Origin of the sequence: Effusibacillus consociatus (assembly GCF_042652925.1) — a bacterium.
Lineage (GTDB): Bacteria > Bacillota > Bacilli > Tumebacillales > Effusibacillaceae > Effusibacillus > Effusibacillus consociatus.
In genome coordinates this window covers 211,557-235,195 of sequence record NZ_JBHSHC010000112.1, presented here as the reverse complement: position 1 = coordinate 235,195, position 23,639 = coordinate 211,557, and the positions used below count along the sequence as shown (strand labels likewise).

26 protein-coding genes and 1 riboswitch are annotated in these 23,639 nt (G+C 47.0%); of the genes, 4 read left to right on the top strand and 22 right to left on the bottom strand.

Translation table 11 applies throughout. The features are described 5' to 3' along the window. Nucleotides 1–6: 6 nt before the first annotated feature. From ACFO8Q_RS16150 to prsW, 17 genes are all read right to left on the bottom strand, one after another. Nucleotides 7–1,047, bottom strand: a complete 1,041-nt coding sequence (locus ACFO8Q_RS16150) for an NAD(P)H-dependent glycerol-3-phosphate dehydrogenase (RefSeq protein ID WP_380026848.1) — start codon at nucleotides 1,045–1,047, stop codon at nucleotides 7–9. A 20-nt stretch (nucleotides 1,048–1,067) separates the two neighbouring features. Continuing rightward, a complete protein-coding gene (gene plsY, locus ACFO8Q_RS16145; RefSeq protein ID WP_380026847.1) occupies nucleotides 1,068–1,652 on the bottom strand; it encodes a glycerol-3-phosphate 1-O-acyltransferase PlsY in 585 nt (194 codons plus the stop codon). Between the two features lie 121 nt (nucleotides 1,653–1,773). Next, entirely contained in the window at nucleotides 1,774–3,093 is a 1,320-nt protein-coding gene (gene der / locus ACFO8Q_RS16140) for a ribosome biogenesis GTPase Der (protein ID WP_380026846.1), read from the bottom strand. A gap of 42 nt (nucleotides 3,094–3,135) precedes the next feature. After that, on the bottom strand, nucleotides 3,136–4,515 hold the full coding sequence (locus ACFO8Q_RS16135; protein WP_380026845.1) for a DUF512 domain-containing protein: 1,380 nt from the start codon (nucleotides 4,513–4,515) through the stop codon (nucleotides 3,136–3,138). A gap of 108 nt (nucleotides 4,516–4,623) precedes the next feature. After that, a complete protein-coding gene (locus ACFO8Q_RS16130) occupies nucleotides 4,624–4,815 on the bottom strand; it encodes a capping complex subunit for YIEGIA (protein ID WP_380026844.1) in 192 nt (63 codons plus the stop codon). A 4-nt stretch (nucleotides 4,816–4,819) separates the two neighbouring features. After that, complete coding sequence (locus ACFO8Q_RS16125; RefSeq protein WP_380026843.1) at nucleotides 4,820–5,707, bottom strand: YIEGIA family protein; 888 nt, start codon at nucleotides 5,705–5,707, stop codon at nucleotides 4,820–4,822. Beyond that, entirely contained in the window at nucleotides 5,704–6,339 is a 636-nt protein-coding gene (locus ACFO8Q_RS16120) for a YphA family membrane protein (RefSeq protein WP_380026842.1), read from the bottom strand. Before ACFO8Q_RS16120 ends, ACFO8Q_RS16125 begins: the two co-directional genes overlap by 4 nt. Before the next feature lie 91 nt (nucleotides 6,340–6,430). Continuing rightward, complete coding sequence (gene fni / locus ACFO8Q_RS16115; protein ID WP_380026841.1) at nucleotides 6,431–7,489, bottom strand: type 2 isopentenyl-diphosphate Delta-isomerase; 1,059 nt, start codon at nucleotides 7,487–7,489, stop codon at nucleotides 6,431–6,433. 18 nt (nucleotides 7,490–7,507) lie between these two features. Further along, the gene (gene rpsA / locus ACFO8Q_RS16110) at nucleotides 7,508–8,659 is read right to left on the bottom strand and encodes a 30S ribosomal protein S1 (RefSeq protein ID WP_380026840.1); all 1,152 of its coding nucleotides are present in this window, start codon (nucleotides 8,657–8,659) and stop codon (nucleotides 7,508–7,510) included. Nucleotides 8,660–8,803: 144 nt separating this feature from the next. Beyond that, nucleotides 8,804–9,397: a lysophospholipid acyltransferase family protein gene (locus ACFO8Q_RS16105; protein WP_380026839.1), complete on the bottom strand. Its 594-nt coding sequence runs from the start codon at nucleotides 9,395–9,397 to the stop codon at nucleotides 8,804–8,806. Nucleotides 9,398–9,410: 13 nt separating this feature from the next. Then, entirely contained in the window at nucleotides 9,411–10,091 is a 681-nt protein-coding gene (cmk, locus tag ACFO8Q_RS16100; protein WP_380026838.1) for a (d)CMP kinase, read from the bottom strand. Between the two features lie 171 nt (nucleotides 10,092–10,262). Continuing rightward, nucleotides 10,263–10,784: a hypothetical protein gene (locus tag ACFO8Q_RS16095; RefSeq protein ID WP_380026837.1), complete on the bottom strand. Its 522-nt coding sequence runs from the start codon at nucleotides 10,782–10,784 to the stop codon at nucleotides 10,263–10,265. A gap of 63 nt (nucleotides 10,785–10,847) precedes the next feature. Continuing rightward, nucleotides 10,848–11,531 carry a flagellar brake protein gene (locus ACFO8Q_RS16090; protein WP_380026836.1) on the bottom strand — a complete coding sequence of 228 codons (684 nt, stop codon included), beginning with the start codon at nucleotides 11,529–11,531 and terminating at the stop codon, nucleotides 10,848–10,850. Between the two features lie 116 nt (nucleotides 11,532–11,647). Beyond that, complete coding sequence (gene ypeB, locus ACFO8Q_RS16085; protein WP_380026835.1) at nucleotides 11,648–12,970, bottom strand: germination protein YpeB; 1,323 nt, start codon at nucleotides 12,968–12,970, stop codon at nucleotides 11,648–11,650. 23 nt (nucleotides 12,971–12,993) lie between these two features. Further along, on the bottom strand, nucleotides 12,994–13,785 hold the full coding sequence (gene sleB / locus ACFO8Q_RS16080; RefSeq protein WP_380026834.1) for a spore cortex-lytic enzyme: 792 nt from the start codon (nucleotides 13,783–13,785) through the stop codon (nucleotides 12,994–12,996). A gap of 117 nt (nucleotides 13,786–13,902) precedes the next feature. Further along, entirely contained in the window at nucleotides 13,903–14,109 is a 207-nt protein-coding gene (locus ACFO8Q_RS16075) for a hypothetical protein (protein ID WP_380026833.1), read from the bottom strand. Nucleotides 14,110–14,180: 71 nt separating this feature from the next. Next, on the bottom strand, nucleotides 14,181–14,846 hold the full coding sequence (prsW, locus tag ACFO8Q_RS16070) for a glutamic-type intramembrane protease PrsW (RefSeq protein ID WP_380026832.1): 666 nt from the start codon (nucleotides 14,844–14,846) through the stop codon (nucleotides 14,181–14,183). 108 nt (nucleotides 14,847–14,954) lie between these two features. Here prsW and ACFO8Q_RS16065 point away from each other — a divergent pair, with 108 nt between their 5' ends. Beyond that, the gene (locus tag ACFO8Q_RS16065) at nucleotides 14,955–15,926 is read left to right on the top strand and encodes an asparaginase (RefSeq protein WP_380026831.1); all 972 of its coding nucleotides are present in this window, start codon (nucleotides 14,955–14,957) and stop codon (nucleotides 15,924–15,926) included. A 55-nt stretch (nucleotides 15,927–15,981) separates the two neighbouring features. Here ACFO8Q_RS16065 and ACFO8Q_RS16060 read toward each other — a convergent pair whose 3' ends face one another. The 4 genes from ACFO8Q_RS16060 to ACFO8Q_RS16045 all read right to left on the bottom strand — a co-directional run bounded on the left by ACFO8Q_RS16060 (nucleotide 15,982) and on the right by ACFO8Q_RS16045 (nucleotide 19,831). Continuing rightward, nucleotides 15,982–17,253, bottom strand: a complete 1,272-nt coding sequence (locus tag ACFO8Q_RS16060; RefSeq protein ID WP_380026830.1) for a Glu/Leu/Phe/Val family dehydrogenase — start codon at nucleotides 17,251–17,253, stop codon at nucleotides 15,982–15,984. 95 nt (nucleotides 17,254–17,348) lie between these two features. After that, nucleotides 17,349–17,504, bottom strand: coding sequence for a hypothetical protein (locus ACFO8Q_RS16055; protein WP_380026829.1), 156 nt, complete (start codon nucleotides 17,502–17,504; stop codon nucleotides 17,349–17,351). A 30-nt stretch (nucleotides 17,505–17,534) separates the two neighbouring features. Next, nucleotides 17,535–18,674, bottom strand: a complete 1,140-nt coding sequence (locus tag ACFO8Q_RS16050; RefSeq protein ID WP_380026828.1) for a trans-sulfuration enzyme family protein — start codon at nucleotides 18,672–18,674, stop codon at nucleotides 17,535–17,537. Next, a complete protein-coding gene (locus ACFO8Q_RS16045; protein WP_380026827.1) occupies nucleotides 18,671–19,831 on the bottom strand; it encodes a trans-sulfuration enzyme family protein in 1,161 nt (386 codons plus the stop codon). The genes ACFO8Q_RS16050 and ACFO8Q_RS16045 overlap by 4 nt, the downstream gene beginning before the upstream one ends. Nucleotides 19,832–19,901: 70 nt before the next feature. Beyond that, nucleotides 19,902–20,009, bottom strand: a riboswitch (SAM riboswitch). Between the two features lie 144 nt (nucleotides 20,010–20,153). Here ACFO8Q_RS16045 and ACFO8Q_RS16040 point away from each other — a divergent pair. From ACFO8Q_RS16040 to ACFO8Q_RS16030, 3 genes are all read left to right on the top strand, one after another. Further along, nucleotides 20,154–21,446 (top strand): MFS transporter, encoded by a 1,293-nt coding sequence (locus ACFO8Q_RS16040; protein ID WP_380026826.1) that lies wholly within the window; start codon nucleotides 20,154–20,156, stop codon nucleotides 21,444–21,446. A gap of 113 nt (nucleotides 21,447–21,559) precedes the next feature. Continuing rightward, nucleotides 21,560–22,393: a phosphosulfolactate synthase gene (gene comA / locus ACFO8Q_RS16035; protein ID WP_380026825.1), complete on the top strand. Its 834-nt coding sequence runs from the start codon at nucleotides 21,560–21,562 to the stop codon at nucleotides 22,391–22,393. A gap of 73 nt (nucleotides 22,394–22,466) precedes the next feature. Further along, on the top strand, nucleotides 22,467–22,919 hold the full coding sequence (locus tag ACFO8Q_RS16030; RefSeq protein ID WP_380026823.1) for a DUF441 domain-containing protein: 453 nt from the start codon (nucleotides 22,467–22,469) through the stop codon (nucleotides 22,917–22,919). Between the two features lie 38 nt (nucleotides 22,920–22,957). Here ACFO8Q_RS16030 and ACFO8Q_RS16025 read toward each other — a convergent pair whose 3' ends face one another. Beyond that, entirely contained in the window at nucleotides 22,958–23,557 is a 600-nt protein-coding gene (locus ACFO8Q_RS16025; protein ID WP_380026822.1) for an adaptor protein MecA, read from the bottom strand. Nucleotides 23,558–23,639 lie beyond the last annotated feature (82 nt).

Genomic DNA, 23,639 nt, shown 5'->3' with positions numbered 1-23,639 from the left:
GATGTGCTAGGATTCCCAACTCATCGAGATTCGGGCCACTTCTTCCATCTCATGTGTTTTTCCTCTGCCCATCAGATCTTCCACTCCAGCCCGAGGGCTCCTGCCTTCAAATAACACACTATGGATAGCTGTTGTGATCGGCATCTCAACTTGATGTCTTTCTGCCAGTTGAAAAGCGGCTTTTGTGGCATAAATTCCTTCCACAACCATGTTCATGGATGACAGTACTTCATCGATCGTTTTACCCTGTCCCAATTGATAACCGGCCCGCCAGTTGCGGCTGTGTTTTGATGTACAGGTTACAATCAAATCCCCTATACCGGCTAAACCGGCAAATGTCATTTGGGCAGCCCCCAGTTGAAGTCCCAAACGGGAGATTTCCATAAGACCCCGTGTCATCAAAGCGGCTTTCGCATTGTCACCGAAACCAAGGCCATCCGAGATCCCGGCACCCAATGCGATGATATTTTTCAAGGCTCCTCCGAGCTCCGCTCCAACAACATCAGGGTTCGTGTAGACCCGAAAGTACGAATTCATAAAGAGATCTTGAAATGTTTCGGCCGTAACACGATTCTGACTCGCCACAACCACTGTTGTGGGTGACCGGCGGGACACTTCCTCCGCATGGCTGGGACCCGTCAACACAGCCAGATTTACCGGTTTTAATTGCGGAACTTCTTCCAGCATCACTTGACTCAAACGAATCAAATTGTCTTTATCCAGTCCTTTGGTTGCATGAATCACCTTTACATCGGATGAAAGGAAAGCCGATAATTCCCTCATCGTATTTCGAAATCCTACAGACGGCACTGCAACCAGAACATAATGATGACCCTTTATCGCATGTTGAAGGTCAGCAGTAGGATAAATGGTTTCCGGCAATCGTATTCCCGGCAGGTACTTCGAGTTGCTTCGCTCCGACAGAATTTCATCCACAACTTCCTGCCTTCTTGCCCACATCGATACTTTACAACCATTATCCGCCAGGACCATTGCCAGAGCTGTTCCCCAACTGCCTGCCCCGATAACCGCAACAGAACTTTGCATAATCTCCTCCTACGAAAGCTTTATCTTCCGATCTGATTTTCCTTTCCCTGTAGAAGCCTTACTATATTTGTCCGGTGCCGCCAGTAAGACAGGATGGCCATCACAATCGACATCCAGAAATAAACTGCGGGAAGGTCCGACAATAAGACCGTAACAGGTAAAAATGTGAGAAAGACCAGAGAAGCGAGGGAGACAATACGAGTAACAAGCAACAGCATAATGGCGACAATTCCGGCAAATAAAGCCGGCAAAAAAGCGACTGAAACAATTACGCCGATTGTCGTGGCAACGCCCTTGCCGCCCCGAAAATTAAAGAACACAGGCCAGTTATGGCCAATGATTGCAGCCAGACCGCCGACCGCCATCCCCGTATCGGAGCCGGTCAACAGATAACTTGTGAACACGGCTGCGACACCTTTTAACGCATCTGCAAGAAACACAATCGCTGCCGCTTTTTTTCCAAGCACCCGCAATGTATTCGTCGCACCGGCATTTCCTGAACCGTGCTGCCGGATATCAATACCCGCTTTATAACGACCGATCAAATAGCTAAACGATATGGATCCCAGTAAGTATCCGATGATGGCCGAAAAGAAGATTTGCACCCATATCTCCCCTATAATCCACCCATCAAAGTGAAGTTAAGCTCTGGAGCTTAATCCGAGTACTTTGATGGGGACCCGAATAAAAATTCATTCATTAAAAGCACCGGTTTATTTTGGATTGTCAATCTCTTGATTTCTTGCGAATGAACAAACGAATCGGTGTACCTTCAAATCCGAATGAATCCCGTAACCGGTTTTCCAAAAACCGCTCATAAGAAAAATGCATCAATTCCGGATCGTTCACAAATATGGCGAACGAAGGAGGCTTAACGGCGACTTGAGTCGAGTAGTTAATCCGCAGCTTCCGCCCTTTATCCGTAGGCGGAGGGGTCATCATGACAGCATCCTCAATGACCGAGTTCACAGTCGATGTCGGAATCCTTAAAGCATGATTTTCGGCAGCTTTCACCACTGCGTCGATAATCTTGGGAACGCGCTGTTTGGTTTTTGCCGAGACAAATAATACAGGTGCCCAGGGCATAAACGGAAATTCCTTTCGAATCTGCTGCTCGAAACGATGGGCAGTCTTATCGTCTTTCTCCACAGCATCCCATTTGTTTACAACGATCAGCATCGCCCGTCCTTCATCTAACGCATAACCCGCGATCCGTTTGTCCTGTTCGATGATTCCTTCTTCTCCGTTGATCACCAATACGGCGACGTCAGATCGTTCGATCGCACGCAAAGCGCGAAGAACCGAATACTTTTCCGTTGTCTCATATACCTTGCCCCGCTTGCGCATCCCCGCGGTGTCGATGATGACAAACTCCTGTCCGTCCCGTGAAAATGGTGTATCAATAGCATCACGGGTTGTTCCGGCGACTTCGGAAACAAGCACACGATCTTCACCGAGAATCGCGTTCACCAGGGATGACTTGCCTACGTTCGGTCTTCCGATCATCGCAAATTTAATCGTATCGGGACTGTAGTCTTCATCCTCAATCGGCGGAAAATGCTTCGCCACTTCATCCAGCAAATCGCCAATTCCGATCCCGTGTCCTGCAGCGATTGGAACCGGGTCTCCCAGACCCAATTCATAAAATTCAAAACGATTGTTTAACATATGCGGATTATCAAGCTTGTTCACCGCTAGAACAATCGGTTTTTTCGAACGAAACAGGATCTCGGCCACCTCTTTGTCAGTGGGAGTCAGACCTGCTTGTCCGTCCACAAGAAAAACAATCACGTGCGCCTCATTGATCGCAAGTTCCGCCTGTTCCCGAATCCGGAGCAGGATTTCGTCGTCTCCGCCAACCTCTATTCCGCCCGTGTCGATAATGTGAAACTTGTGATCCAGCCATTCGGAGCTTGAATAGATTCTGTCACGGGTTATTCCTGGCTTGTCTTCGACAATCGCAATCCGTTCTCCTGCCAAACGGTTGAAAAGTGTTGATTTTCCTACATTTGGTCGTCCGACGATTGCCACAACCGGTTTTGGCATTTCATGGATACCGCCTTTCGTAAAAAAATTGGCCTGCAGGTGTTAAAAACCACCTGCACAGCCGAGCATTCCTGCATTTGCTAATGTAGCTTCGTAACGTCTGCGCGGAGGGAGATGTTCTGTTACTCCCAAGGCGCCTTTTATCAATCCTGTTGCGTTTGCCGGCAGTACCAGCACCGGCTTTCCCAATTCGGCCGAAACTCGTTCAACCGTATAGTCATCAAGGAAAATGTCTGCATCATCTTTCAGCATAATGTCCGGAATCATGATGATTTCCGCCGTACAAGAGTCTTTCAATTGGGCCACAATATCAGATCCGGTGGTCAATCCGGTGACCGTCACCATATGCCCGTAAAAATCGTTTCGGATCACATGCAGATCCACCTTGAGATTCTCCACTTTCTCCAGGAGCTTGATGCCCCGTTGAATAGTGCCTGCCGGCGAAACTCCCGTCACTACCGCCACATGCCGGCGTGCTTGAATGGATGCGGGAATCTGTTCTTTGAGATCCTCAAGCTCATCCAGAAAATTCCGGATCAGCCCCACTCCGTTTTCCGTTTGGGCAAATTCATCATATCGCTCTGCCGGAGGAACTTCGCGCCCCGCCAAAACATAAAATTCATCGGCCGCATGCACGAAAGCAGTCCCATTTTTCTTCAGGAATTGTTCCTGCCAGGCCTCAATCTGGTCGATCACCTTGGCCGCTTCATCCGGCGTAACACTGCGCATTTCCGCAAGCCCTCTGCGGTGTTTGGTCAACCCGACCGGAACCACTGAAAGTGTCCGAACGTGCGGCCAGAAAACTGCCAGTTCCCGAATGGTTCGATCCAATTCTTCGCCGTCGTTCATTTCAGGGCAAAGGACAATTTGGGTGTTCATCTCGATCTCATGCTCCGCCAGATAAGCGATCTGATTCAGAATTTCGCCGGCTTTCTTATGTCCCACCATAAAGTTTCGGAGTTCGGGGTTGGTGGTATGCACAGAAATGTTTAACGGAGACATCTTTAATTTCGCGATCCGTTCCAGATCTGCCTGTTTTAAGTTTGTCAGTGTGACAAAGTTTCCATGCAGGAAAGAGAGACGATAATCGTCGTCCCGCATGTTGAGTGTTTGCCGCATATTGCCGGGAATTTGATCCACAAAGCAAAATACGCACTTGTTATGACAAAGTTTAATTCGGTCGACAGTAGGATGTTCCCAGTCAACACCCAACGATTCATCGTAGCCCTTCTCCACATCAATGAGCCACTCTTCGCCGTCCGCTTTGATTACTTCCAACTCAATTGCTTCGTCAGTAATCGCAAATTGATAATCTACAATATCCTTAATCGGTTGTCCGTTGATCGATTTAATTTCGTCACCCGGCTGCAATTCCAGTTCTTCTGCCAGTGAACCCGGTCGAACCGCCTGAATCTTTGGCATGTTGTTTCACCCGCTTTCTGTTGAGCCTAAAAATATCATTCTCTAGTCTCAATTGATTATTATCTTATAAAAACAGCCTTGCAGTCAACTTTTTTGCTCGCATTTTCTTTAATGCCGCACCACGATCATGATGTCCGGTTTCACTTCATGAGCGATACCATCGAGGATTTTCTCCAGTGTAAATGCAATAAACTGCAGTTCCTCCGCATCCTTTGCAAAGAAAATCGGACTGCTGCCGGCTACTTTTTCCGGTGAGGTCGTAATCACCGCCAAGATTGTTTTTTCCAGTGTAGTTCCCATAATATCACCTTGAACGCCTTAAAGCTTTGGATTGAAGCGGTTTTCGAATCGAATTTTCCAGAACGGGTGACCTGGCGATGATCGATTTGGCCAACCCGACATCCTTTTCAATCGGCAAAAGGAAGAAAGCCAGACGACCGGACGCCAGATCCCTTTTGGATAAAGGAACGAATGATGGGGTGCCGCTGTCCCGGTAGATCCCCAAAATTGTAGATACATCATGAATGATCGCCTGCCGTTGCCCCAAATGGGCAAGTGTCGTTTTCGCATTGACGTTTTTTGGAATCAAAATGATGCCAAGTCCATGCTCCAGAATCTGTTTTTTTGAATCTTCCAAACCAATATTCATAATGTGAATATCATCGACATAGAGGTTGGGACCGTCAAAACGCAGGTGTCCCTCCTGAATATGAGCGATATCTTTCACCATGTTCCCCGACATAAAGCGGGTCGAAAAAACAATTGCAAGAATCCCGCCAACCACTCCCCCATACCAGTTATAAAAATAGGTGGTCAATGAGGAGATAAACGCCGTTAAAATCACCAGATAGTTCCTTCCCTCAAAAACCATCGCAATTCCTTCTATGTAAGTAACTCCTCTTGGGACTAGTTCGTTTTGGTCGACATTTGAAAGCATCTGTCGTTCCATATTGCGAACATCCCGAAATTGTTGTGCCGCCAGTGCCAGGAAAGTCACTGCGGTATAATTCTGTTCAAAAAGGGACGGTACTGCCACCGCCCCCAAACCTGAAGCTATGATTCCCAGCGCAATATGAATGACCCGACCGTGCGGGTAAGTAGGATACTGGCGATAATCTGTCCGCAGCATATAGAAGCGGGCCGCTACTCCCAAAAGAGTACCGACCAGGATCATTGTGGTATACTTGCTCATGTTGGATCCCCTTCCAAATTCCCTTCCTGTCCCCTATTGAGTTTTGTGAGTAGATAACCGGTTGCCCAAACAAACTGGTCAAACAGAAAAGAGATAAGCACGACCGTAGTTATGAGATCCATTAATTCCGAGCTTCCAAAGTGTATGACCCCGGTAGCGCCAGATAAGCGGTTTTCATGCACAAGGCCGGCCAACAGCATTCCCGCAGAAGAAGCAGTTAGACAAAACAGGGGTTCCCTGGAAAACAAATAAACTGTTACGACCGATACAAGCGGATACAAGTAGCTTTCATCCAGCAAGTAGAACGCCGGGTCGTGCGGCACCATCGTCATAAAAACAAAACAACAGGCCCCGGCGGTTATCGCCGCTGACAAGAAATGGATTTTTCCACCTGTCTTCTTGACAGTGCCCATGTAGATTCCCATTGCAACAGCGATCAATAAGGAAGCCAAATTGAACGAGATGTTTTCCAGCTCCACCTCCATAGTGCTTAAGAAACCGATTGCAAGAAGCAGAGCAATGACAGGTGTGACCTTGAATGGATTCTCCTTCGTGTATCTGGCACCCCAACCTGTTGCAAACAGAATCGCGATTACCAACAACCACATGAAAGAAAAAACACCAGGATTCATGAGATTCCCTCCCTAAAATTCCAGTTTCTCCTGGTGCTCCATACTCTATACTAAAATAAAAAAAAGCCCCCGAAGAGGCTGGAAACAATTTTCATCGACCTTTATACCGCACTGCCAATTGTCTGATATCGATTCCGCGAAGTTCACACCATTCTTTGGTTCTGCCCATGATTACGACCGGTACCTTTTTAAGCTCCGCAAGCGATTGTGCGCCCAAAAGCGTCATGACCGCACGCAATTGCTCATGCCAGCTTTCGATGACCTGAACGGCTCCCTCAATCCCTTGTTCGGAAAAGATTCGCAGAATCGGTCCCGCAACACCGACACCTTTAGCGCCAAGCGCCAAACATTTTGCGACATCCAAAGAATTTCTAACACCTCCGGATGCAATGAATTCCAGATCCGAAAAACCGTCTGCCTCCAGCAAAGAAATAGCTGTGGACTGTCCCCACCCTGACAAATGGGAGTACTCCTGCCGGCTGCGCCGCTGATTTTCAATTGAGATAAAATTGGTTCCCCCTCGTCCGCCCACATCCACAATTTTAACTCCGATACTTTTCAATTGCTCGTAGGTTTCCCGACACATGCCGAACCCGACTTCCTTTACGATAACAGGTACAGGCGCCTCATCGGCGACCCGTTGAATAGCCTCAAGGATTCCTTTAAAGTCACGATCCCCTTCCGGCATAACCACTTCCTGGGGCACGTTTAAATGCAATTGCAGCAGATCAGCCTCAATCATTTCGACAGCCTGTTTTGCGTCTTCGACGGATGCCCCTGCACCCAGATTGGCTATGACAACCCCTTTGGGATTTATCTGTCTTACGATCCGGTATGTATCGATTAACTCGGGATTCGCCAGTGCAGCTCTTTGCGATCCCACCGCCATTGCCACTCCTGTCTCGCGAGCAACTTCAGCAAGCCCTTGATTGATGTCTTTTGTCGAAATGGCTCCGCCTGTCATCGCATTAATAAAGATCGGCGAACTGAGAACCAGCTCGCCGATCTGTGTGTCCAGGCGAATATCTTCCAAACCAACCTCAGGCAAAGATTGATGAACAAAATGCAAATCGTCGAAATCGGAGATTTGAACCGCTTCAGATGAGAGTGCCAATCTTACGTGATCGAGCTTGCGATTTTCTCTGGACACTGTTGGATCGCCGCTTTCTTACTGTTTTTTAAATAAATCTCCGAACATATCCCCCAAAGTAACGCCGGTTCCTTGAGTTGTGTGTTGGTTTTCCACGTATTTTTCAACTTCTTTGCGTCTTGTATCTCCTTCCACTTCACGAATCGATAAGGAGATACGTTTTTCCCGCTCATTGACGTCAAGGATTTTAACTTTCACTTCTTGACCGACTTCCAATACCTCTTGAGGGGTAGCGATATGTCTGTTTGCAATTTGCGAGATATGAACCAGACCCTCCACTCCAGGTTGAAGCTCAACAAAAGCTCCAAACGACACGAGACGTCTCACGGTACCTGTCACAATATTCCCGGGGCGATATTTGGCTTCGACTCCAGACCACGGTCCGGCTTGAGCTTCCTTAATCGATAAGGAAATGCGGCCCTTATCAGGATCCAATTTTAAGACTTTGACCTTAACCTTGTCTCCTTCTTTCACAACCTCAGCAGGAGTCTCTACACGGTGCCATGCCATTTCGGAAATGTGAACCAGTCCGTCAATTCCGCCCAAATCAACAAATGCACCGAAATCGGTCAGGCGGCGAACCGTACCTTCTCGAATTTCACCCGGTTTGATGTTCTCCAAAAGGTTTTGTTTTTGCTGGTTGAATTCCTCGTCCAAAACAGCTCTTTGAGACAGAATCACTTTATTTTCATCCCGATTGAATTCAACGACTTTAACACGTAAGGTTTTCCCCTTGTAATCGCTGAAATCCTCAACAAAGTGCCTCTCAACCAAAGATGCGGGTATGAAGGCCCTGACTCCGATATCTGCTACCAGACCGCCCTTTACAACATCTGCCACTTTCACTTTAAAAATTTCCCCGGATTCAAACCGTTTCTCAATCGTATCCCAAGCTTTGGCCGCATCGACCGCTTTCTTTGACAGGATAATTTTTCCTTCTTCATCGTTGATTCTCAGTACCTTGACTTCTACTTGATCCCCAACCGAAACCGCATCGGAAATACTTTCAATACGAAGCGGTGACAGCTCGCCAATCGGAATCACACCATCATATTTATACCCAATGTCGACAATTGCGTGGCCGTCCTCGATTTTCGTGACTTGGCCTTTTACAATGTCACCTTTATTAATGGTTGCTACGTCAGTCATTTCTTTCATTTCCTCTACCATGAACCATACCTCCCTAACCGTGTCCTAACGAACAACTAATTAAAAATATTATTGGCAAGGATGAAGGCGTTACTTATTGCTTTCATTCCCGTTCCAATCGAGAGAAGATGTTCTGTGCTGTTTATAAGTAGTATGTAAATTGCTCTATCGTTCGATACTGACATTCGCCAATCTTCGGATGTGTTCCATAATCAAATTGCTGACTTCCTCCATGATCGCCGCATTGGCTTTCTGATCCCGGTAGGCGCTTAAATCAACCGGCGGGCCATAAACGATTCGCGTTTTCCTGAACAAACGGTACGGACCCAGGATAGCGGCAGGTATTACGGTGGCCCCGCTGCGAAGAGCAAAAAAGGCGGCTCCTTTTTTTCCTTCCTCAATGATTCCCGACTTGATTCGGGTTCCTTCCGGAAAAATCGCAACCATTCCACCCTGCTTTAATACTTCAAGTGTTTTGGTGAGAGCCCTGCGATCACCGGCACCTCTTCTAACCGGAATCGTTCCGATCCGATGAAGAATGGATTTTAAAATGGGAATCCTGAACAGTTCTTCCTTGGCAAAGAATGAGATCTTTCGATCCAACCAGATTCCAATGGCGGGCGGATCCAATAGGCTGATATGATTCGAACAAAGGAGTACGGGGCCTTCCTTCGGAATATGCTGCTCCCCGGAAATTTCCAACGGATACAAAATCGAATATAACAACCGCAAAATTGCTCTTGCTATTGTATAAACCATTTTACTCTTCTCCCTATAGTTTTGTGCCTATCTGTTTCTCACAAATCGACACGATCTGCTCAACAACTTCATCCAAGGACAAATTGGTGGTGTCAATGGAATATGCATCTTCAGCCTTTCTCAAAGGAGCAAATTCCCTTGAACTGTCCATCTCATCCCGTTTTGCAATGCTGGATTTCAATTCCTCGAAATCAACTTGGACACCCTTCCGGATTAATTCTTCCATCCTGCGGCGAGCTCGTTCTTCCAAGGAAGCAGTCAGGAATATTTTTACTTCCGCATCCGGAATGACGCAGGTGCCGATATCCCGACCGTCCATGACAACCCCTTGTTCTTGGGCCAGTTTCTGCTGCATCTTAACCAACGAAGTACGGACTCCCGGTATGGCGGAGACAGTGGATACGTGTTCGGTCACTTCTTTTGAGCGGATCTGTTCGGTTACATTTGTATCGTTCACAAAAACGGATTGTTTCTGTTTATTGGTTTGCAATCTGATATGTAAATTTGAAGCCAATTCGACCAGCTTTTGCTCGTCCGACAAAGGGATTCCCTCTTCAATCGCCTTCCAGGTAACCGCCCTGTACATAGCACCCGTATCGATATATAATAACCCGAGCCTTCTGGCTACCATTTTCGCAACAGTACTTTTCCCTGCACCTGCCGGTCCGTCAATTGCCACTCGTATTTCATTCATGTGCAAACGTCCTCCTGCAGCTCTATGCACTCAAAGAGCACAAGTGGCGCCAAGGCACTCCGGGCCCCGCCAAAGTGCTTGCACTTTGGTGGGTAGACTATTGTGCCAGGTCGCCCTATGAAAAGAAAGAGCAGGCAAGGCCCGCTCGTCCTCATACTAACATATGCAAAGTCATCGTGCAAGGGAATTACTGCTAATCAGCACCTGTTCTACAACAGCAGCGTGACCTTCACTTGATTCAACGACGGTTCCCGGAGTCGGACTTGTAACGGACGGATCGTTATGATCGATTTCGAACTGGTAAATCCCGTTCTTGGATGAAGTGTCGATTTCGATCCGATCCCCATGTTTCACTTTGATGGCCGTTTCCGATTCCCCAATACGTACAATCGGAATTCCATTTATCTTCACCCACGCTTCAATCGGACCTGACTGACCTTTAACCGGCCGGATGATGATCTCATGGGCCGTTACACTCATTGAAGCCTGACTGTCTCCGTCTTGAGAAATTTTTTGTCCTTCCATTCCGTCTGTCACGGATAGAACCTGCCGAAGTTCCGGTACCGAAAGAACGAATTGGCTGATTACAATGCCTGCAAATCCCAGCATGGCAACACGAAAGAAAAGCCGTTCCAGTTTTGTGGAAACGGCCAGAAAACGTTCTTCGTAAGATTGAGGCCGACGGTATTCCATATGGCACCTCCACTTATACATCATCGTATGCCTGTTCGAGGTGTTTCATACATCCGACCTTGTTTACTTCGAGCGAAGCCAACCCCGTTCACGAAGTTCGATCTGTCTGCGATACACATATTGAATGATGGTTTGCCTGTTCGTTTCGCTTATCTCAACAAACTTTAAGGAACAGGTGTTTCGGGCCGACGGATCCGATGCCTTTGAAACCTTGAGCACTCGGGTCTTGCCTATAATTTCATGGATTTTGCCGTCCACATTCAATCGAAAACGAAATCCCGCCAAATCTCCTGTCTTTACGGGAGAATCCCTGCGTATGATCAGAGATAAACCACCTCCGGAAATGTCACGGGTGATTGACGGAATTGTATGTATTTTTCTGGTTTCCAGATCCATCAGTACAAGTTCAACCGAAATGGAAGCGGGCACTCTTACATATTCCCGTCTTTGTTTACGGCGAATCGCTTCTTTTTCAGGTTTTCTGATTACTTGCAAGTGGACATCCTTGAACAGATTCGCTTCTATAATGGAATCGAATTCACACGGTGTATCTTTTGCATCTGAAAAATGTACGGTAACCTTGGTACCTTCTGGCAGCGGTTCAAAGATTTGAGTCTCCGTATTTACAGGAATATCAATGAGCAGCCATTGTTTTTTTATCTCTCGTATTTGTGCATGGTAATGCCCTTTGAAAATGCCTTCCGATACGTGGAGAACAACAAATTGACCGGCGCTTGGCATGGACATACTAGATTCCCCCTCATGATTCTTAACCCCCCATGCCAATTATAACTTACACCTTAAAATTTTAGCAAATTATTAACAAATCATTAAAATGGAGCGGGAACTCCCGCTCCATCTCCTTACAGCTGCTTTAATTTTTCCACTTTTTCCTCATCACCGTTATGAGCATTAATATAGATTTTGTACGTATCGTTATCCATCGTTCCGATAAATTCGTAGGTTAAAACCTCTTTGCCCAATTCATCCTCGATTAACGCAAGCCCTGATTCTTGGATTTGCGTATGCTTCGAGACAAATTTTCTGGCTTGTTCCTGCGAAAGACCCGGCTTTCCCAGCGTCCGCTGCTTATGATGGAACAAGTAATCTTGACCGTTAAAACCGATTATTTCCCCGTTATCAAGGGCGACTTTCACCGCAACCGTATCAGGGTAGATTAATACATTCTCCTGTTTGGGAACAAATGTATAAATCGCAGTGTTGTCGTATTGCTCAGTTTTCGTCAGAGTCAGATTGGTATAACCTCGGACGGACAGCCACTGCTCCGCTTTTTGCTGCCCAGACACCAAATCCAATGTGGGATCTTTCACTTCCCTGTCTTTCACCAACCAAGTGACATGCCCGCCTTTGATTGTCATGTCCATATAAAATTTTTGCCCGTTAGGTTCCTGAGCAGTGACGGAATATGCGGGATACTGCATTCCTTTCCCGTTCTTCTGGACGGTGATTCCGGATGTATCCGATTTGCCCAGAAATGCTGCCGCCTTTTTGGCTGCTTCCTCTTGTGAAACGTCATTGCCTGAAACGTTTTGAATATGAGGCTTGTCTTTTGATTTCATTGCGCTTAAAGTATCAGACTGGATTTCCGGAAAAGCGGATACTTTTTTTTCAACCGTTTTAAATCCGTCGACAATTTGATTATCCGTTTTCTTTTGGGTTTGTGACAAAGCGAGTTCTGCATCCATCCAACGCAGGTTATGGGTAAGTACATTGGTTTGCAGTTTTTGAAGATCCTGCTCGATGCCATTTGCTTCGTTGTAGAGAGTTTGTAAAGTTTTCCATTCGTCGTCCGTGAGCGGTTGTTTCTTTTGATCGCGAATGGCCACACGATACGAGAACTCGCCTATATCCCGTAGAAATTCCTGAGTTCGATTAAACGGCATCAAACTTAGCGGCAGCTGACCCAAATCTGACTGAGCAACATATGAAATTCTCCAGATATTTGACAGACAAGGGGTTAATTGCCGCTGTGTGTTCATGGCCAATGCTTTTCCCAACTCGTCCTGCAAGAGGTCGAGGTTTGATGAGAGATCGTGAAACGCTCTTTGATACTGATTTTCGGCTTTGAGCAGCAGCGCTTGCTTTTGCTGATGTTCCCGATATCCCCAAAAACCCAACAGTACCAAAGCAAGTACGGCTGCGACAGTTACTATTCTCCTAACCATGGTAGGCCTCCTCGTACAATGACTTAGCGACAGAATATATGCTTGCCGATTCTTTTGATTTGGGGTCTGGACCATATCCATTTTGATGTTGCCGTATCGGGATTAAAGTAATAAATGGCTCCGCCCGAAGGATCCCAACCGTTTAACGCATCGCTTACCGCTTTTTTCGATTCTTCATTTGGCGTAAGCCAGATCTGCCCGTCTGCAACCGCTGTAAATGCTCCCGGCTGAAAAATAATCCCGGAAATGGAATTGGGGAACTTTGGATTCTCCAAACGATTCAAAATCACTGCCGCAACAGCAACCTGTCCAATATAAGGTTCGCCACGGGACTCACCGTGAATCGCATTTGCCATCAGATTGAAATCCCCTGTCGATATGCGGCTTGATGAATGGACAATCCGGGCCGGATCGTTTCTGGGCGATGCGGCTCTTCTGGCAGCTCTTCCCTTTCTACCGCCGGTTTGGGCTGGCGGCCGCCATGGATTGTAATTCCGGGTGGCCCGGACAAGCTTTTCTCTTGTATCTTCCCCTACTCTTCCATCAACCTTTATTCCGAACTGATATTGAAAATTTCGTACCGCCCAATAGGTGCTCCATCCAAAAATACCGTCAACATCCCGTTTGTAAAACCCGAGTAGTTTCAGCCGTCCTTGCAGTTCTCGAACGTCAATTCCCGTGCTTCCTTTCACCAAAATTCGGTTAGTAAAAGTTGGTGTCGAATTTCTCTCAAATGACGACGGACTGGAATAAAGTACAGAGAAGGCCATTGCCAATGACAAACCGGCAGCCAAAATACTCCACTTCAGTTTCAATTTGGTCCCCTCCTTGGAGATTTGCTTCTTCTGTATTTTGAGGAAGGAACCCCCTGTTTATGCCCATTGCTGGAAGGAAAAAAAATACAGGAGCTGATCGCTCCTGTAGATCGGATGTTACCGCAGTGTCTCAATTTCAAAGTCTCTCTCGTTGTCACACAAGCAACGTTTAAATCCTGTATCGACGTGACCTTTAAAATCACGCGAACCGCGAAGAATAAAGCTCTCGCCGCATTTTCTGCATCGAATATGGACTTTCACCCGATTGTTGCTTACCACAGCGGCATCATCTCCCTGCCATGATGATTCGATCAGCTCTCGCATAGGATGCCCCCTTTCCACGATCTTCATAGCTCAATTATCGTCAGACATTCGGTCAGTTCATACCATGTATGTTAATCTTTTGGTTTAAAAGGTGATCGATCCTGCGCCGCTTTCATTTTTCGCAAACCCAAGATCCACAGTCCAACCATAAAGGGCAGAATCATAATTCCCCAGATCGGATGAGTTCCGGTTAAAATAAGGTCATAGATTGAGTGCAGCAGCCAAGCGGAAAGCAAAGACCTGGTGAATAACTGAAACTTTAACGTGCGGCTCGAAAATTTGGCCTTGCCCGCATAATATCCCATTACAACGGCAAACAGAGCGTGGCCCGGAACGGGAAGAACCGCTCGAATCGCTGCTGTTTCCCAACCGTGCGGTAGTACGGAGATAATGTTTTCTACAGTTGCAAATCCAAGAGATATTGCGACGGCATAAAGTATCCCGTCATATAGCTCGTTTACTTCTTTACTTCTCTTTAAAAAAGAAATCAGGATCATGAATTTCACGATCTCTTCAATGCCTGCTGCCACAAAAAACACATGAAAATATGGAGAGGCGGTGAAACCTTCCAGCAATTGTTGGATACCAATGACGGGAAAAACGGCTAGCATGCCAAGAAAAAAAGACCATAAAACGGCTCGGAGCGGCTCTGATTCATAGCGATCCCGAAGATAAAAATACGACAGGAGTGCAATACCAGGTGCTACAGCAGCTACAGACATCATTATCAAGAACAACAAACTCCCTCCCGTCTTAATACAAAATTCGCCCGCACGACCTATTTTCCTGCACAATTTGACAATTATTTTCAGTTGTATAAAAATCGGGGTAGGAGGACTGGTACAATGAAAAAAATTGTTGTAATAACGACTGGCGGGACAATCGCCATGAATGAGGACCTTGAAACGGGAACGGTTCGGCCTGTTACGGTTAAAACGTTGTCAACCTACCTGCCCGCTGTCTCGCAGTATGCGGATGTTGATATGGAAGAAGCATTTAATCTCCCGAGTCCTCATCTTACATTCCGACATTTGGAGCAATTGCTCGAAAAAGTGCGAACCCTGATCTCAAACCCGACTATCGATGGGGTGGTCATTACACACGGAACCGATACATTAGAAGAAACAGCATTTTTTCTCGATCTTCAGTTACCCCCCGGCAAGCCTGTGGTTGTAACCGGAGCCATGAGATCCTCCAATGAAATTGGTGCGGACGGTCCTTTGAACCTGTTGAATTCCGTAAGGACAGCCGCATGCGAAGAAGCACACGGAAAAGGGGTCTTGGTTGTATTCAACGAGGAGATTCACGGGGCCCGCTTTGTAACCAAAACGCACACCAGTAACGTGGCAACCTTTCAATCGCCACAAGTGGGTCCGATAGGAACATTGGATAAAAGATCGATTCATTTCCGTCATATGCCCCTGGAGCATGAGTATTATCCGGTTGAGAGAATGAACCGTTCTGTTGGCCTCCTCAAAATGGCTCTGGGAATGGACAGCCGCCCGATTTTTCATCTGCTCGAAGATGGCATATCCGGAATCGTTATCGAAGCATTGGGACAAGGCAACGTCCCGCCCGAAGTGGTTCCCGGGATCCAACAAGCAATAAAAAGGGGCGTACCCGTTGTACTTGTCTCACGCTGTTTCAATGGAATGGTCCAGGATGTTTACGGATACGAAGGGGGCGGAAAACACCTTCGCGATCTGGGGGCCATATTTTCGAACGGTCTTAACGGTCAAAAAGCCCGCATTAAACTTCTGGTTTTACTGTCGTCCACTTCAGATTTGGAGTCAATACGCAAAGCATTTGAACATTAGAGCCTTAAAACAGAGCAGGGCGCATGCATCAGCATGCGCCCTGCTCTGTTTCTACTTACACCCAACCGCGCAATTGGCATGCTTCCGCCATTCGGCGTACCCCGACCATATAAGCGGCCAAACGCATATCAATTTTACGAGCCCGTGCAGTTTCATAGATCGTGTTGAACGCTTTGACCAGAATTTCTTTGAGTCTTCTGTCAACCTCATCCTCCGTCCAATACAACCCCTGGTTGTTTTGCACCCATTCAAAGTACGAAACAATGACGCCCCCGGCATTCCCCAATACGTCGGGAACCAACAAGACTCCCCGCTCGGTAAGTATCTTTGTTGCTTCGAAGGTGGTTGGACCGTTGGCTGCTTCCACCACAATTTTCGCTTTTATATGAGGAGCGTTTTTTGAAGTGATTTGGTTTTCAATGGCTGCAGGAACCAGAATATCACAGTCAAGTTCAAGCAGCTCTTCATTTGAAATCGTATTTTTATAAAGTTTTGTTACAGTGCCAAAAGAATCGCGACGATCCAACAAGTAGTCAATGTCCAGGCCGTTTGGATCGTGCAAGCCGCCATAGGCATCTGAGATCCCAATCACGATTGCACCCGCGTCATGCATAAACTTGGCCAAATATCCTCCGGCATTGCCAAAACCTTGAACGACAACGCGTGCCCCTTTTAATTCAATTCCCTTTACCTTAGCGGCTTCTTGGATCGCGATGGTCACACCGCGTGCAGTCGCTGCATCACGGCCGAGGGAACCACCGAGGACTAAAGGTTTACCGGTGATAAAGCCCGGAGAATCAAATTCTCTGATTCTCGAATATTCGTCCATCATCCACGCCATGATCTGGGAATTCGTAAAAACGTCAGGAGCCGGAATGTCTTTGGTAGGTCCGACGACCTGGGAAATGGCACGTACATATCCGCGACTCAGCCGTTCCAGCTCACGGAATGACATTTCCCGCGGATCACAGATGATTCCCCCTTTTCCTCCGCCGTAGGGCAGTTGTGCGATCCCGCACTTCAAACTCATCCACAAAGCAAGGGCTTTAACCTCGTCTTCGGTCACATCCGGATGAAACCGAATCCCTCCTTTTGTCGGACCTACAGCATCGTTGTGTTGCGCACGATATCCGGTGAAAACGCGGGTAGTTCCATCGTCCATACGCACCGGAATGCGAACAGTCAAAACACGTAGCGGCTCTTTCAGAAGCTCGTACATTTCATCCCCGTACCCCAGTTTGTTTAACGCTTCCTTAATCACCATCTGGGTCTGAGTCAATACGTTTAATGACTCTCCTTGATTTTTCGTGTTTGTCCGGTTACTCATTCTTAAACCACCTTTAATAGCAAATCAAATGAAGACATGCAAGGATAGTATAACCTGACCCTATTCATTTAGGAAAGCACGTCTTGACCAAAAGTTCAATGTTTCAAAGATGGATCTGGGATTTCTATATCATCCGGGTTGTCCTGTTCCACCAATGTATCGGGGTCTCCCTGTGCGGATTCAGATATCGCTCCTTCCAAGTCATCCGGGTTATCCGCTTTAATCAATGTTTCCTCTGACTCCGGTCTCATATGGACAGCTCCCTTTTTGTCGATGTACTTTTATATTCCCTTGAGAGCTTGTTCTATATCCTCGATCAGGTCTTCAGGACTTTCCAGCCCTGCCGAAAAGCGAAGCAATCCTCCGTTGATGCCTCTGATCAGACGTTCCGGTTCAGGCATCGCGGCATGAGACATTTTCACCGGATACGACAATATGGATTCCACGCCGCCAAGACTTACAGCAAACATGGGAAGCTGCAAATCTTTTACAAATCGGCGAACCGCTTCGGCATCATCCAGTTCAAATGACAATACCGCACCAGGACCGTCCGCTTGCTGCAAATGGATTTTACCGCCAGGGTGTTCATCCAGACCCGGGTAATACACTTTCTTGATTTTTGGGTGGGCAGCCAGGTAATTTGCAAGCACTCCCGCTGTTTGCTGACTTTGGGTCATCCTGACGGGGAGGGTTTTAATGCCTCGCATGAGCAGCCAACAATCCTGCGGCCCGAGTACTCCTCCGAAGCCATTCTGGATTAAATAAATTTCTTTGGCTAACGCCTCATCCCGAACGGTGACGAGTCCCGCAACAACGTCAGAGTGACCTCCCAAAAATTTGGTCCCTGAATGAACCACCACATCAATGCCTGATTCGTGAGGCCGCTGCAAGAAAGGGGACATGAAAGTATTATCAACAACTGTGATAACCCCTTTTCTTTTTGCGATTTCGGCTGCTCCCTTTAAATCAATAATCTTCAGGGTTGGATTTGAAGGCGTTTCTAAAAGAAGCATTTTTGTCTCAGGGCGGATCGCAGAATCAATTTTGTCCAAGTCGGAAGCATCCACAAAAGCAGTTTGAATCCCCAAACGGGAAAACACACGGGTCAGCGCCCGAAAACTTCCGCCGTAAATGTCTTCACAAGCAACAACATGCGATCCGGAGGACAAGGTCAGCAATACTCCCGTGATTGCAGCCATGCCGGATGCAAACGCAAACCCGTAGTTTGCTCCTTCGAGTTCCGCGATAATATGTTCCAGCGCTTTTCGGGTAGGATTACCCGAACGGGCGTAATCGAACTCCTGGGTTGAATCAAATTCCTCCTGATGAAAGGTAGAAGCTTGGTAGATCGGAACACTGGAGGCGCCGGTTATCGGATCGACCTCTACCCCGGTATGAAGAGCTTTCGTCTGAAATTTCATTTTGACACCGCCCCAACCTTGGCCGCCTCTAAAGCTTGAGCCAGATCCTCAATGATATCCTGGTAGTGTTCAATACCAACCGAAAAGCGCAGAAGTCTGTCTGTTACTCCATAAGCCTCCCGTACTTCTTTCGGAATATCAAAATGGGTCTGTCTTGCCGGATAGGTGATTAACGATTCCACGCCCCCAAGACTTTCGGCAAAAGTAATCATTTTCACACTTGCCAAAATCGGCTCGATCATATTTTCGTCTGCCACTTCAAATGACAGCATGCCGCTGTATCCTGCAGCTTGTTTTTCATGAACCTCTTTGCCTTCATGATCGGTTAGGCCCGGAAAATACACCTTTGTTACCTGCGGGTGCTTAACGAGCCATGCTGCAACCAGCTGGGCATTCTCCTGGTGTTTCTCCATCCGAAGAGCCAAAGTTTTCATCCCACGAATCATCAACCAGCAATCTTGCGGTCCCAACACTGCCCCAATCGAGTTTTGCAAAAAGAATAATTTCTCGCCCAGTTCTTCATCCTTAACCACGATTAATCCACACAACACGTCGTTATGACCACCAAGATATTTGGTTCCCGAGTGAAGTACGATATCTGCGCCAAGGTCCAGCGGACGCTGGAAATAAGGGGTCATAAACGTATTGTCCACAATCGTCAGCAGACCGTATTTTTTCGCAATGGCGGCACAGCCCTTTATATCAGTGATCTTCATTGTCGGATTGGTCGGAGTCTCGATAAAAATCGCTTTCGTGTTCGGCTGCACAGCCGCTTCCACAGCCGCCAAGTCCCCGGAATCCAGATAGGTGGTGGTGATGCCTTTTCTTCGCAAAATTTGTTCCAACAATCGATACGTACCACCGTACAAGTCATTGGATGCAATCAAATGATCCCCGGGCTCAAATATTTCAAACAAACAGCCGATTGCAGCCATCCCGGAAGCAAACGCAAACCCTCTGGTGCCGTTCTCCAAGTCGGCAATCGTATCCTCCAGCACTTTTCGCGTCGGGTTTAAAGTTCGTGTATAATCGAAACCTGTACTTTGCCCCAAAGCGGGATGAGAAAATGTGGTGGAATGATGAATCGGCAGTGATACTGCTCCTGTGCGCGGATCTTGACGATTCCCTGCTTGCGCCAAACGTGTCTCAATTTTCATCGTGATCTCCTCCTGACTTAAAAAAGGCCTTTCTCTAAAGAGAAAGACCTTGTGAATTTCCGAAGTCCTCCTCTTATCTGTCAGGTACTACCTGCAGGAATTAGCACCACAAATCTTAAACAAGATTCAGGTTGCCGGGCTTCATCGGGCCAGTCCCTCCGCCAGCTCTGGATAAGAGTCAAAATAATTCAGTTCTTTGGTTCTTGGATACACTGTACAACCTTTGGGCCAGCTCGTCAAGAGTGGATTAACAACAACTGCCTGCAATCGGAGTCTGATTCATGGATACACTACTTGTACACTGAGGAAAGGACTGAACGGAATGGCGCAATCAACCTCTACCAGTTCCAAAGTTTCGGTTCTGCCGCTCATCGCTCTCGGAAGCGTTCCGCTTATCATGGTGTTGGGCAATTCGATGCTGATCCCCATTCTGCCGACTATGCAGGAACAGCTTGATATATCCAAATTTCAAGCAAGTTTGGTTATCACACTGTTTTCGGTTCCGGCGGGAATCATAATCCCTCTGGCCGGTTTCCTTTCGGATCGGTTTAACCGCAAGATCGTGATTATTCCCGCATTACTTTTGTATGCTCTTGGTGGTCTCATATCCGGCCTGGCAGCTTTCATGCTGGCGAAGCCCTATGCAATCATCATGGCTGGTCGAGTTCTGCAGGGGATTGGTGCTGCCGGAACGGCACCGATTGCGATGGCTCTGGCGGGAGATATTTTCAAAGGAGGTGCCCGCAGTCAAGCCCTTGGATTAATAGAGGCTTCCAACGGGCTGGGTAAAGTCCTGAGTCCGATTTTAGGTGTATTGATTGCAATGATTGTTTGGTACGGCGCCTTTTTGGCTTTCCCTGTTTTATGTATTCCGGCAGCGCTTGCAATCTGGTATTTCATAAAGGAACCGAAGAAAACGGGAGAAAGTCAAAAAATACCGGAATACTTACAATCACTAAAAAAAATTTTTAAGCGGGAATGGAAATGGCTGCTCACAGCTTACTTTGCGGGTGCAAGCTCGCTTTTCATTCTGTTTGGGGTTCTCTTTTACTTGTCTCAGATTTTGGAAGAAACATACAAAATTGATGGACTGTTGAAGGGCGGAATATTAGCAATTCCTTTGCTCGCGATGTCCTTGAGCTCTTATATCACCGGATCCAACATTAAAAAGAAAAAAGGGTTAATGAAGACGCTGATTATCGTCGGGATGATCCTCGTCGCCGTTTCCCTGGGTTCCGGTTCCTTTGTCAGAAATACTTACCTGCTGCTGGCCCTGCTTGTGATCAGCGGAATCGGAACCGGTCTGGTATTGCCCTGTTTAAATATGCTGATCACCTCTGCCGTGAGTATGGAGGAACGTGGGATCGTTACCTCTTTTTACGGATCGGTCAGATTTCTCGGAGTCGCTATTGGTCCGCCTGTTTTTACCTGGTTAATGGGACTTTCAACTGCTGCAATGTTTCTTTCGGTAGCAGGTCTCGCCCTTCTTTCCACAGCGTTATCCACCTGGCTTATCCGTGTTCCCGGCAACGATGCCCCATCCCCGCCAGCACCCGGCACTCTTCCCTTCGAAACCCTCCGAAAACTTCTGGCAAAAAGAAAAGCACGGGCTTAACACCCACGCCCGTTTTTCGCATACGATATTGGAGCCCAGTTTCCATTGTTGTGTCAAGGTTACCAAACCCTTAAGGAATTTGACTTGCACGAGGGGAAAGGAGTTTTTTGATCATGACCGAATTTTTACCGCAAAGACCGTGGAATACGATTATAAGTGATCCGCTGCCCGGCCGTTTTTCCAAACCACGAACTTGCGGTTTAAGTATGCTGATTGACAAGGGACTAGGAATTCGTGAAACATTGGATCTTGTAGAAATGGCCGGCCCCTATATCGATTTCCTGAAACTAGGCTTTGGAACCGCCATGCTGTACTCGAAATCCATACTGCAAAATAAAATTAACATATTGCGCGAACACGACATTCAAATCTATCCGGGCGGTACTCTCCTTGAGGCAGCAGTGCTGCAGGGGTGTTGGCAGGAATTTATGCGAAGCGCCAAAAAAATTGGATTTTCAGCCATTGAAATTTCTGATGGAACCATCACTCTTGACAGAAAACTTCGCCGGGAACTGATTCAAGAGGCCAGAAACATGGGATTCGTGGTTCTGAGTGAAGTAGGAAAGAAAGAAACGAATGTACACTTGCCAATCGAAGAACAATTGGAAACGATTGAACAGGATCTCGAAGCAGGCGCGTTTAAGGTGATTATAGAAGGACGCGAGTCCGGCAAATCCGTAGGTGTGTATGAAGCGAACGGTTCGATCAGGAAAGATGATGTTGACCAGCTTCTCGAACAACTCAAGTCGATCGACTCATTAATCTGGGAAGCACCTTTAAAATCTCAGCAGGAGGAACTGATTTCGAGATTCGGCTCCAATGTGAACCTGGGAAATCTCGCCCCATCGGAAATTATTTCCGTCGAATGTTTGCGGCGGGGGCTTCGCAGCGATACTCTCCGGTTAACGAACAACCCTTTGTATCCTCCCGTGATGATTGTTGAGTGAATCGGAATTTGATTCGCATATGCCCCCTTTCTTGTCCATATATTTGTATGGATTGATACAAGGGGTGGGGCTTATGGCCGGTGAAATTGTCCTCGTTTTGTTGATTATCGTAGGCATCGTGGGAAGGGCAAGCATTCTTGCTACAGCCGCAAGTGTCCTGCTGATCTTGAAACTGTCCAATTTGCAAAGATTCTTTCCCGCTTTAGAGAGACGCGGACTTGAAATAGGATTGTTGTTTTTGATGATCGCAGTGTTGGTACCGCTTGTGAACGGAAAAATTCAAACGAAGGAATTATGGGGTACATTTTTCACTACCTCCGGATTGTTTGCATTATTCGGAGGAATTGTAGCAACCTATCTAAACGGGCAAGGGCTCATTATGCTCCGTATGGAGCCTCAGTTGATGCTGGGGCTTGTTATAGGATCCATCATCGGGATTGCCTTCATGAAAGGAATACCCGTCGGACCGCTTATGGGTGCCGCAATAGCCGCTTTGTTGATGAAAATTTATTTTTTGTTCCGATAAAAGAAGACGGGATCGGCTCCCGTCTTCTTTGCTTGTTATTATGCGAAATACTGGTTCAGCGTCTCGATCGCTGTGTCTTTGATGATCAATTTGCCGTACTCTTCGAGCACCGCTAACGTTACATTGGACATTGTTCCATATTCATACAGCAGCGCCCACAAAGCATCGGAGTCTTCCTGCTCCATCTCTTCCTCGTTCACAAAAAGGAAGTACCGGTCTTTATAGTGGTACAAGGAAGTGGTTAAGTCAAACGATGAAAAGACCACCTTGGCGGCCGACAGCACATTTTCGAAATCATCAAACATGAAAGTAATTGCAGTACTGTGGTCGACTGTAATGATTTGTTCATCGGCAGCGAATTCTTCTTCCCTATTTTTGTCTGTTTCCTCAGGAATGGACGGAACTTGGGTAACAATTACGACAACACCTTCAGTCGGCATTGTGAATGCTTCCACTGCAATCGGCCCCATTACCTCAAATCCGACTTCCAGATAGGCCTGCTCCATCATATCCCAGAACAGTTCCTGAACCTTGCGCCCGTTTTGCCAAATTTCATCACGGTCAATTCCGCGTTCTTCCAAGTCTTCATAACTGATGAAGATTCTTACTTTGTTATTTCCAAGCCTTTCTACTACCATTTGAATCACTCCTTTACAGACGGGAGTTCTTACTCTGAATTATTCACCATTTCGATAAATGGTTCTGTAACGTGGATTACCA

Coding starts and splice junctions, on each gene's coding strand:
- ACFO8Q_RS16055 (WP_380026829.1), bottom strand. CDS start 17,504: ATGAGACCGGAGTCAGAGGAAACATTGATTAAAGCGGATAACCCGGAT.
- ACFO8Q_RS16050 (WP_380026828.1), bottom strand. CDS start 18,674: ATGAAATTTCAGACGAAAGCTCTTCATACCGGGGTAGAGGTCGATCCG.
- ACFO8Q_RS16120 (WP_380026842.1), bottom strand. CDS start 6,339: ATGAATCCTGGTGTTTTTTCTTTCATGTGGTTGTTGGTAATCGCGATT.
- ACFO8Q_RS16150 (WP_380026848.1), bottom strand. CDS start 1,047: ATGCAAAGTTCTGTTGCGGTTATCGGGGCAGGCAGTTGGGGAACAGCT.
- ypeB (WP_380026835.1), bottom strand. CDS start 12,970: ATGGTTAGGAGAATAGTAACTGTCGCAGCCGTACTTGCTTTGGTACTG.
- ACFO8Q_RS16030 (WP_380026823.1), top strand. CDS start 22,467: ATGGCCGGTGAAATTGTCCTCGTTTTGTTGATTATCGTAGGCATCGTG.
- ACFO8Q_RS16045 (WP_380026827.1), bottom strand. CDS start 19,831: ATGAAAATTGAGACACGTTTGGCGCAAGCAGGGAATCGTCAAGATCCG.
- ACFO8Q_RS16095 (WP_380026837.1), bottom strand. CDS start 10,784: ATGGAATACCGTCGGCCTCAATCTTACGAAGAACGTTTTCTGGCCGTT.
- ACFO8Q_RS16025 (WP_380026822.1), bottom strand. CDS start 23,557: ATGGTAGTAGAAAGGCTTGGAAATAACAAAGTAAGAATCTTCATCAGT.
- ACFO8Q_RS16105 (WP_380026839.1), bottom strand. CDS start 9,397: ATGGTTTATACAATAGCAAGAGCAATTTTGCGGTTGTTATATTCGATT.
- comA (WP_380026825.1), top strand. CDS start 21,560: ATGACCGAATTTTTACCGCAAAGACCGTGGAATACGATTATAAGTGAT.
- ACFO8Q_RS16130 (WP_380026844.1), bottom strand. CDS start 4,815: ATGGGAACTACACTGGAAAAAACAATCTTGGCGGTGATTACGACCTCA.
- ACFO8Q_RS16065 (WP_380026831.1), top strand. CDS start 14,955: ATGAAAAAAATTGTTGTAATAACGACTGGCGGGACAATCGCCATGAAT.
- ACFO8Q_RS16060 (WP_380026830.1), bottom strand. CDS start 17,253: ATGAGTAACCGGACAAACACGAAAAATCAAGGAGAGTCATTAAACGTA.
- ACFO8Q_RS16040 (WP_380026826.1), top strand. CDS start 20,154: ATGGCGCAATCAACCTCTACCAGTTCCAAAGTTTCGGTTCTGCCGCTC.
- ACFO8Q_RS16125 (WP_380026843.1), bottom strand. CDS start 5,707: ATGAGCAAGTATACCACAATGATCCTGGTCGGTACTCTTTTGGGAGTA.
- ACFO8Q_RS16090 (WP_380026836.1), bottom strand. CDS start 11,531: ATGTCCATGCCAAGCGCCGGTCAATTTGTTGTTCTCCACGTATCGGAA.
- cmk (WP_380026838.1), bottom strand. CDS start 10,091: ATGAATGAAATACGAGTGGCAATTGACGGACCGGCAGGTGCAGGGAAA.
- der (WP_380026846.1), bottom strand. CDS start 3,093: ATGCCAAAACCGGTTGTGGCAATCGTCGGACGACCAAATGTAGGAAAA.
- ACFO8Q_RS16075 (WP_380026833.1), bottom strand. CDS start 14,109: ATGCGAGAGCTGATCGAATCATCATGGCAGGGAGATGATGCCGCTGTG.
- rpsA (WP_380026840.1), bottom strand. CDS start 8,659: ATGGTAGAGGAAATGAAAGAAATGACTGACGTAGCAACCATTAATAAA.
- ACFO8Q_RS16135 (WP_380026845.1), bottom strand. CDS start 4,515: ATGCCAAAGATTCAGGCGGTTCGACCGGGTTCACTGGCAGAAGAACTG.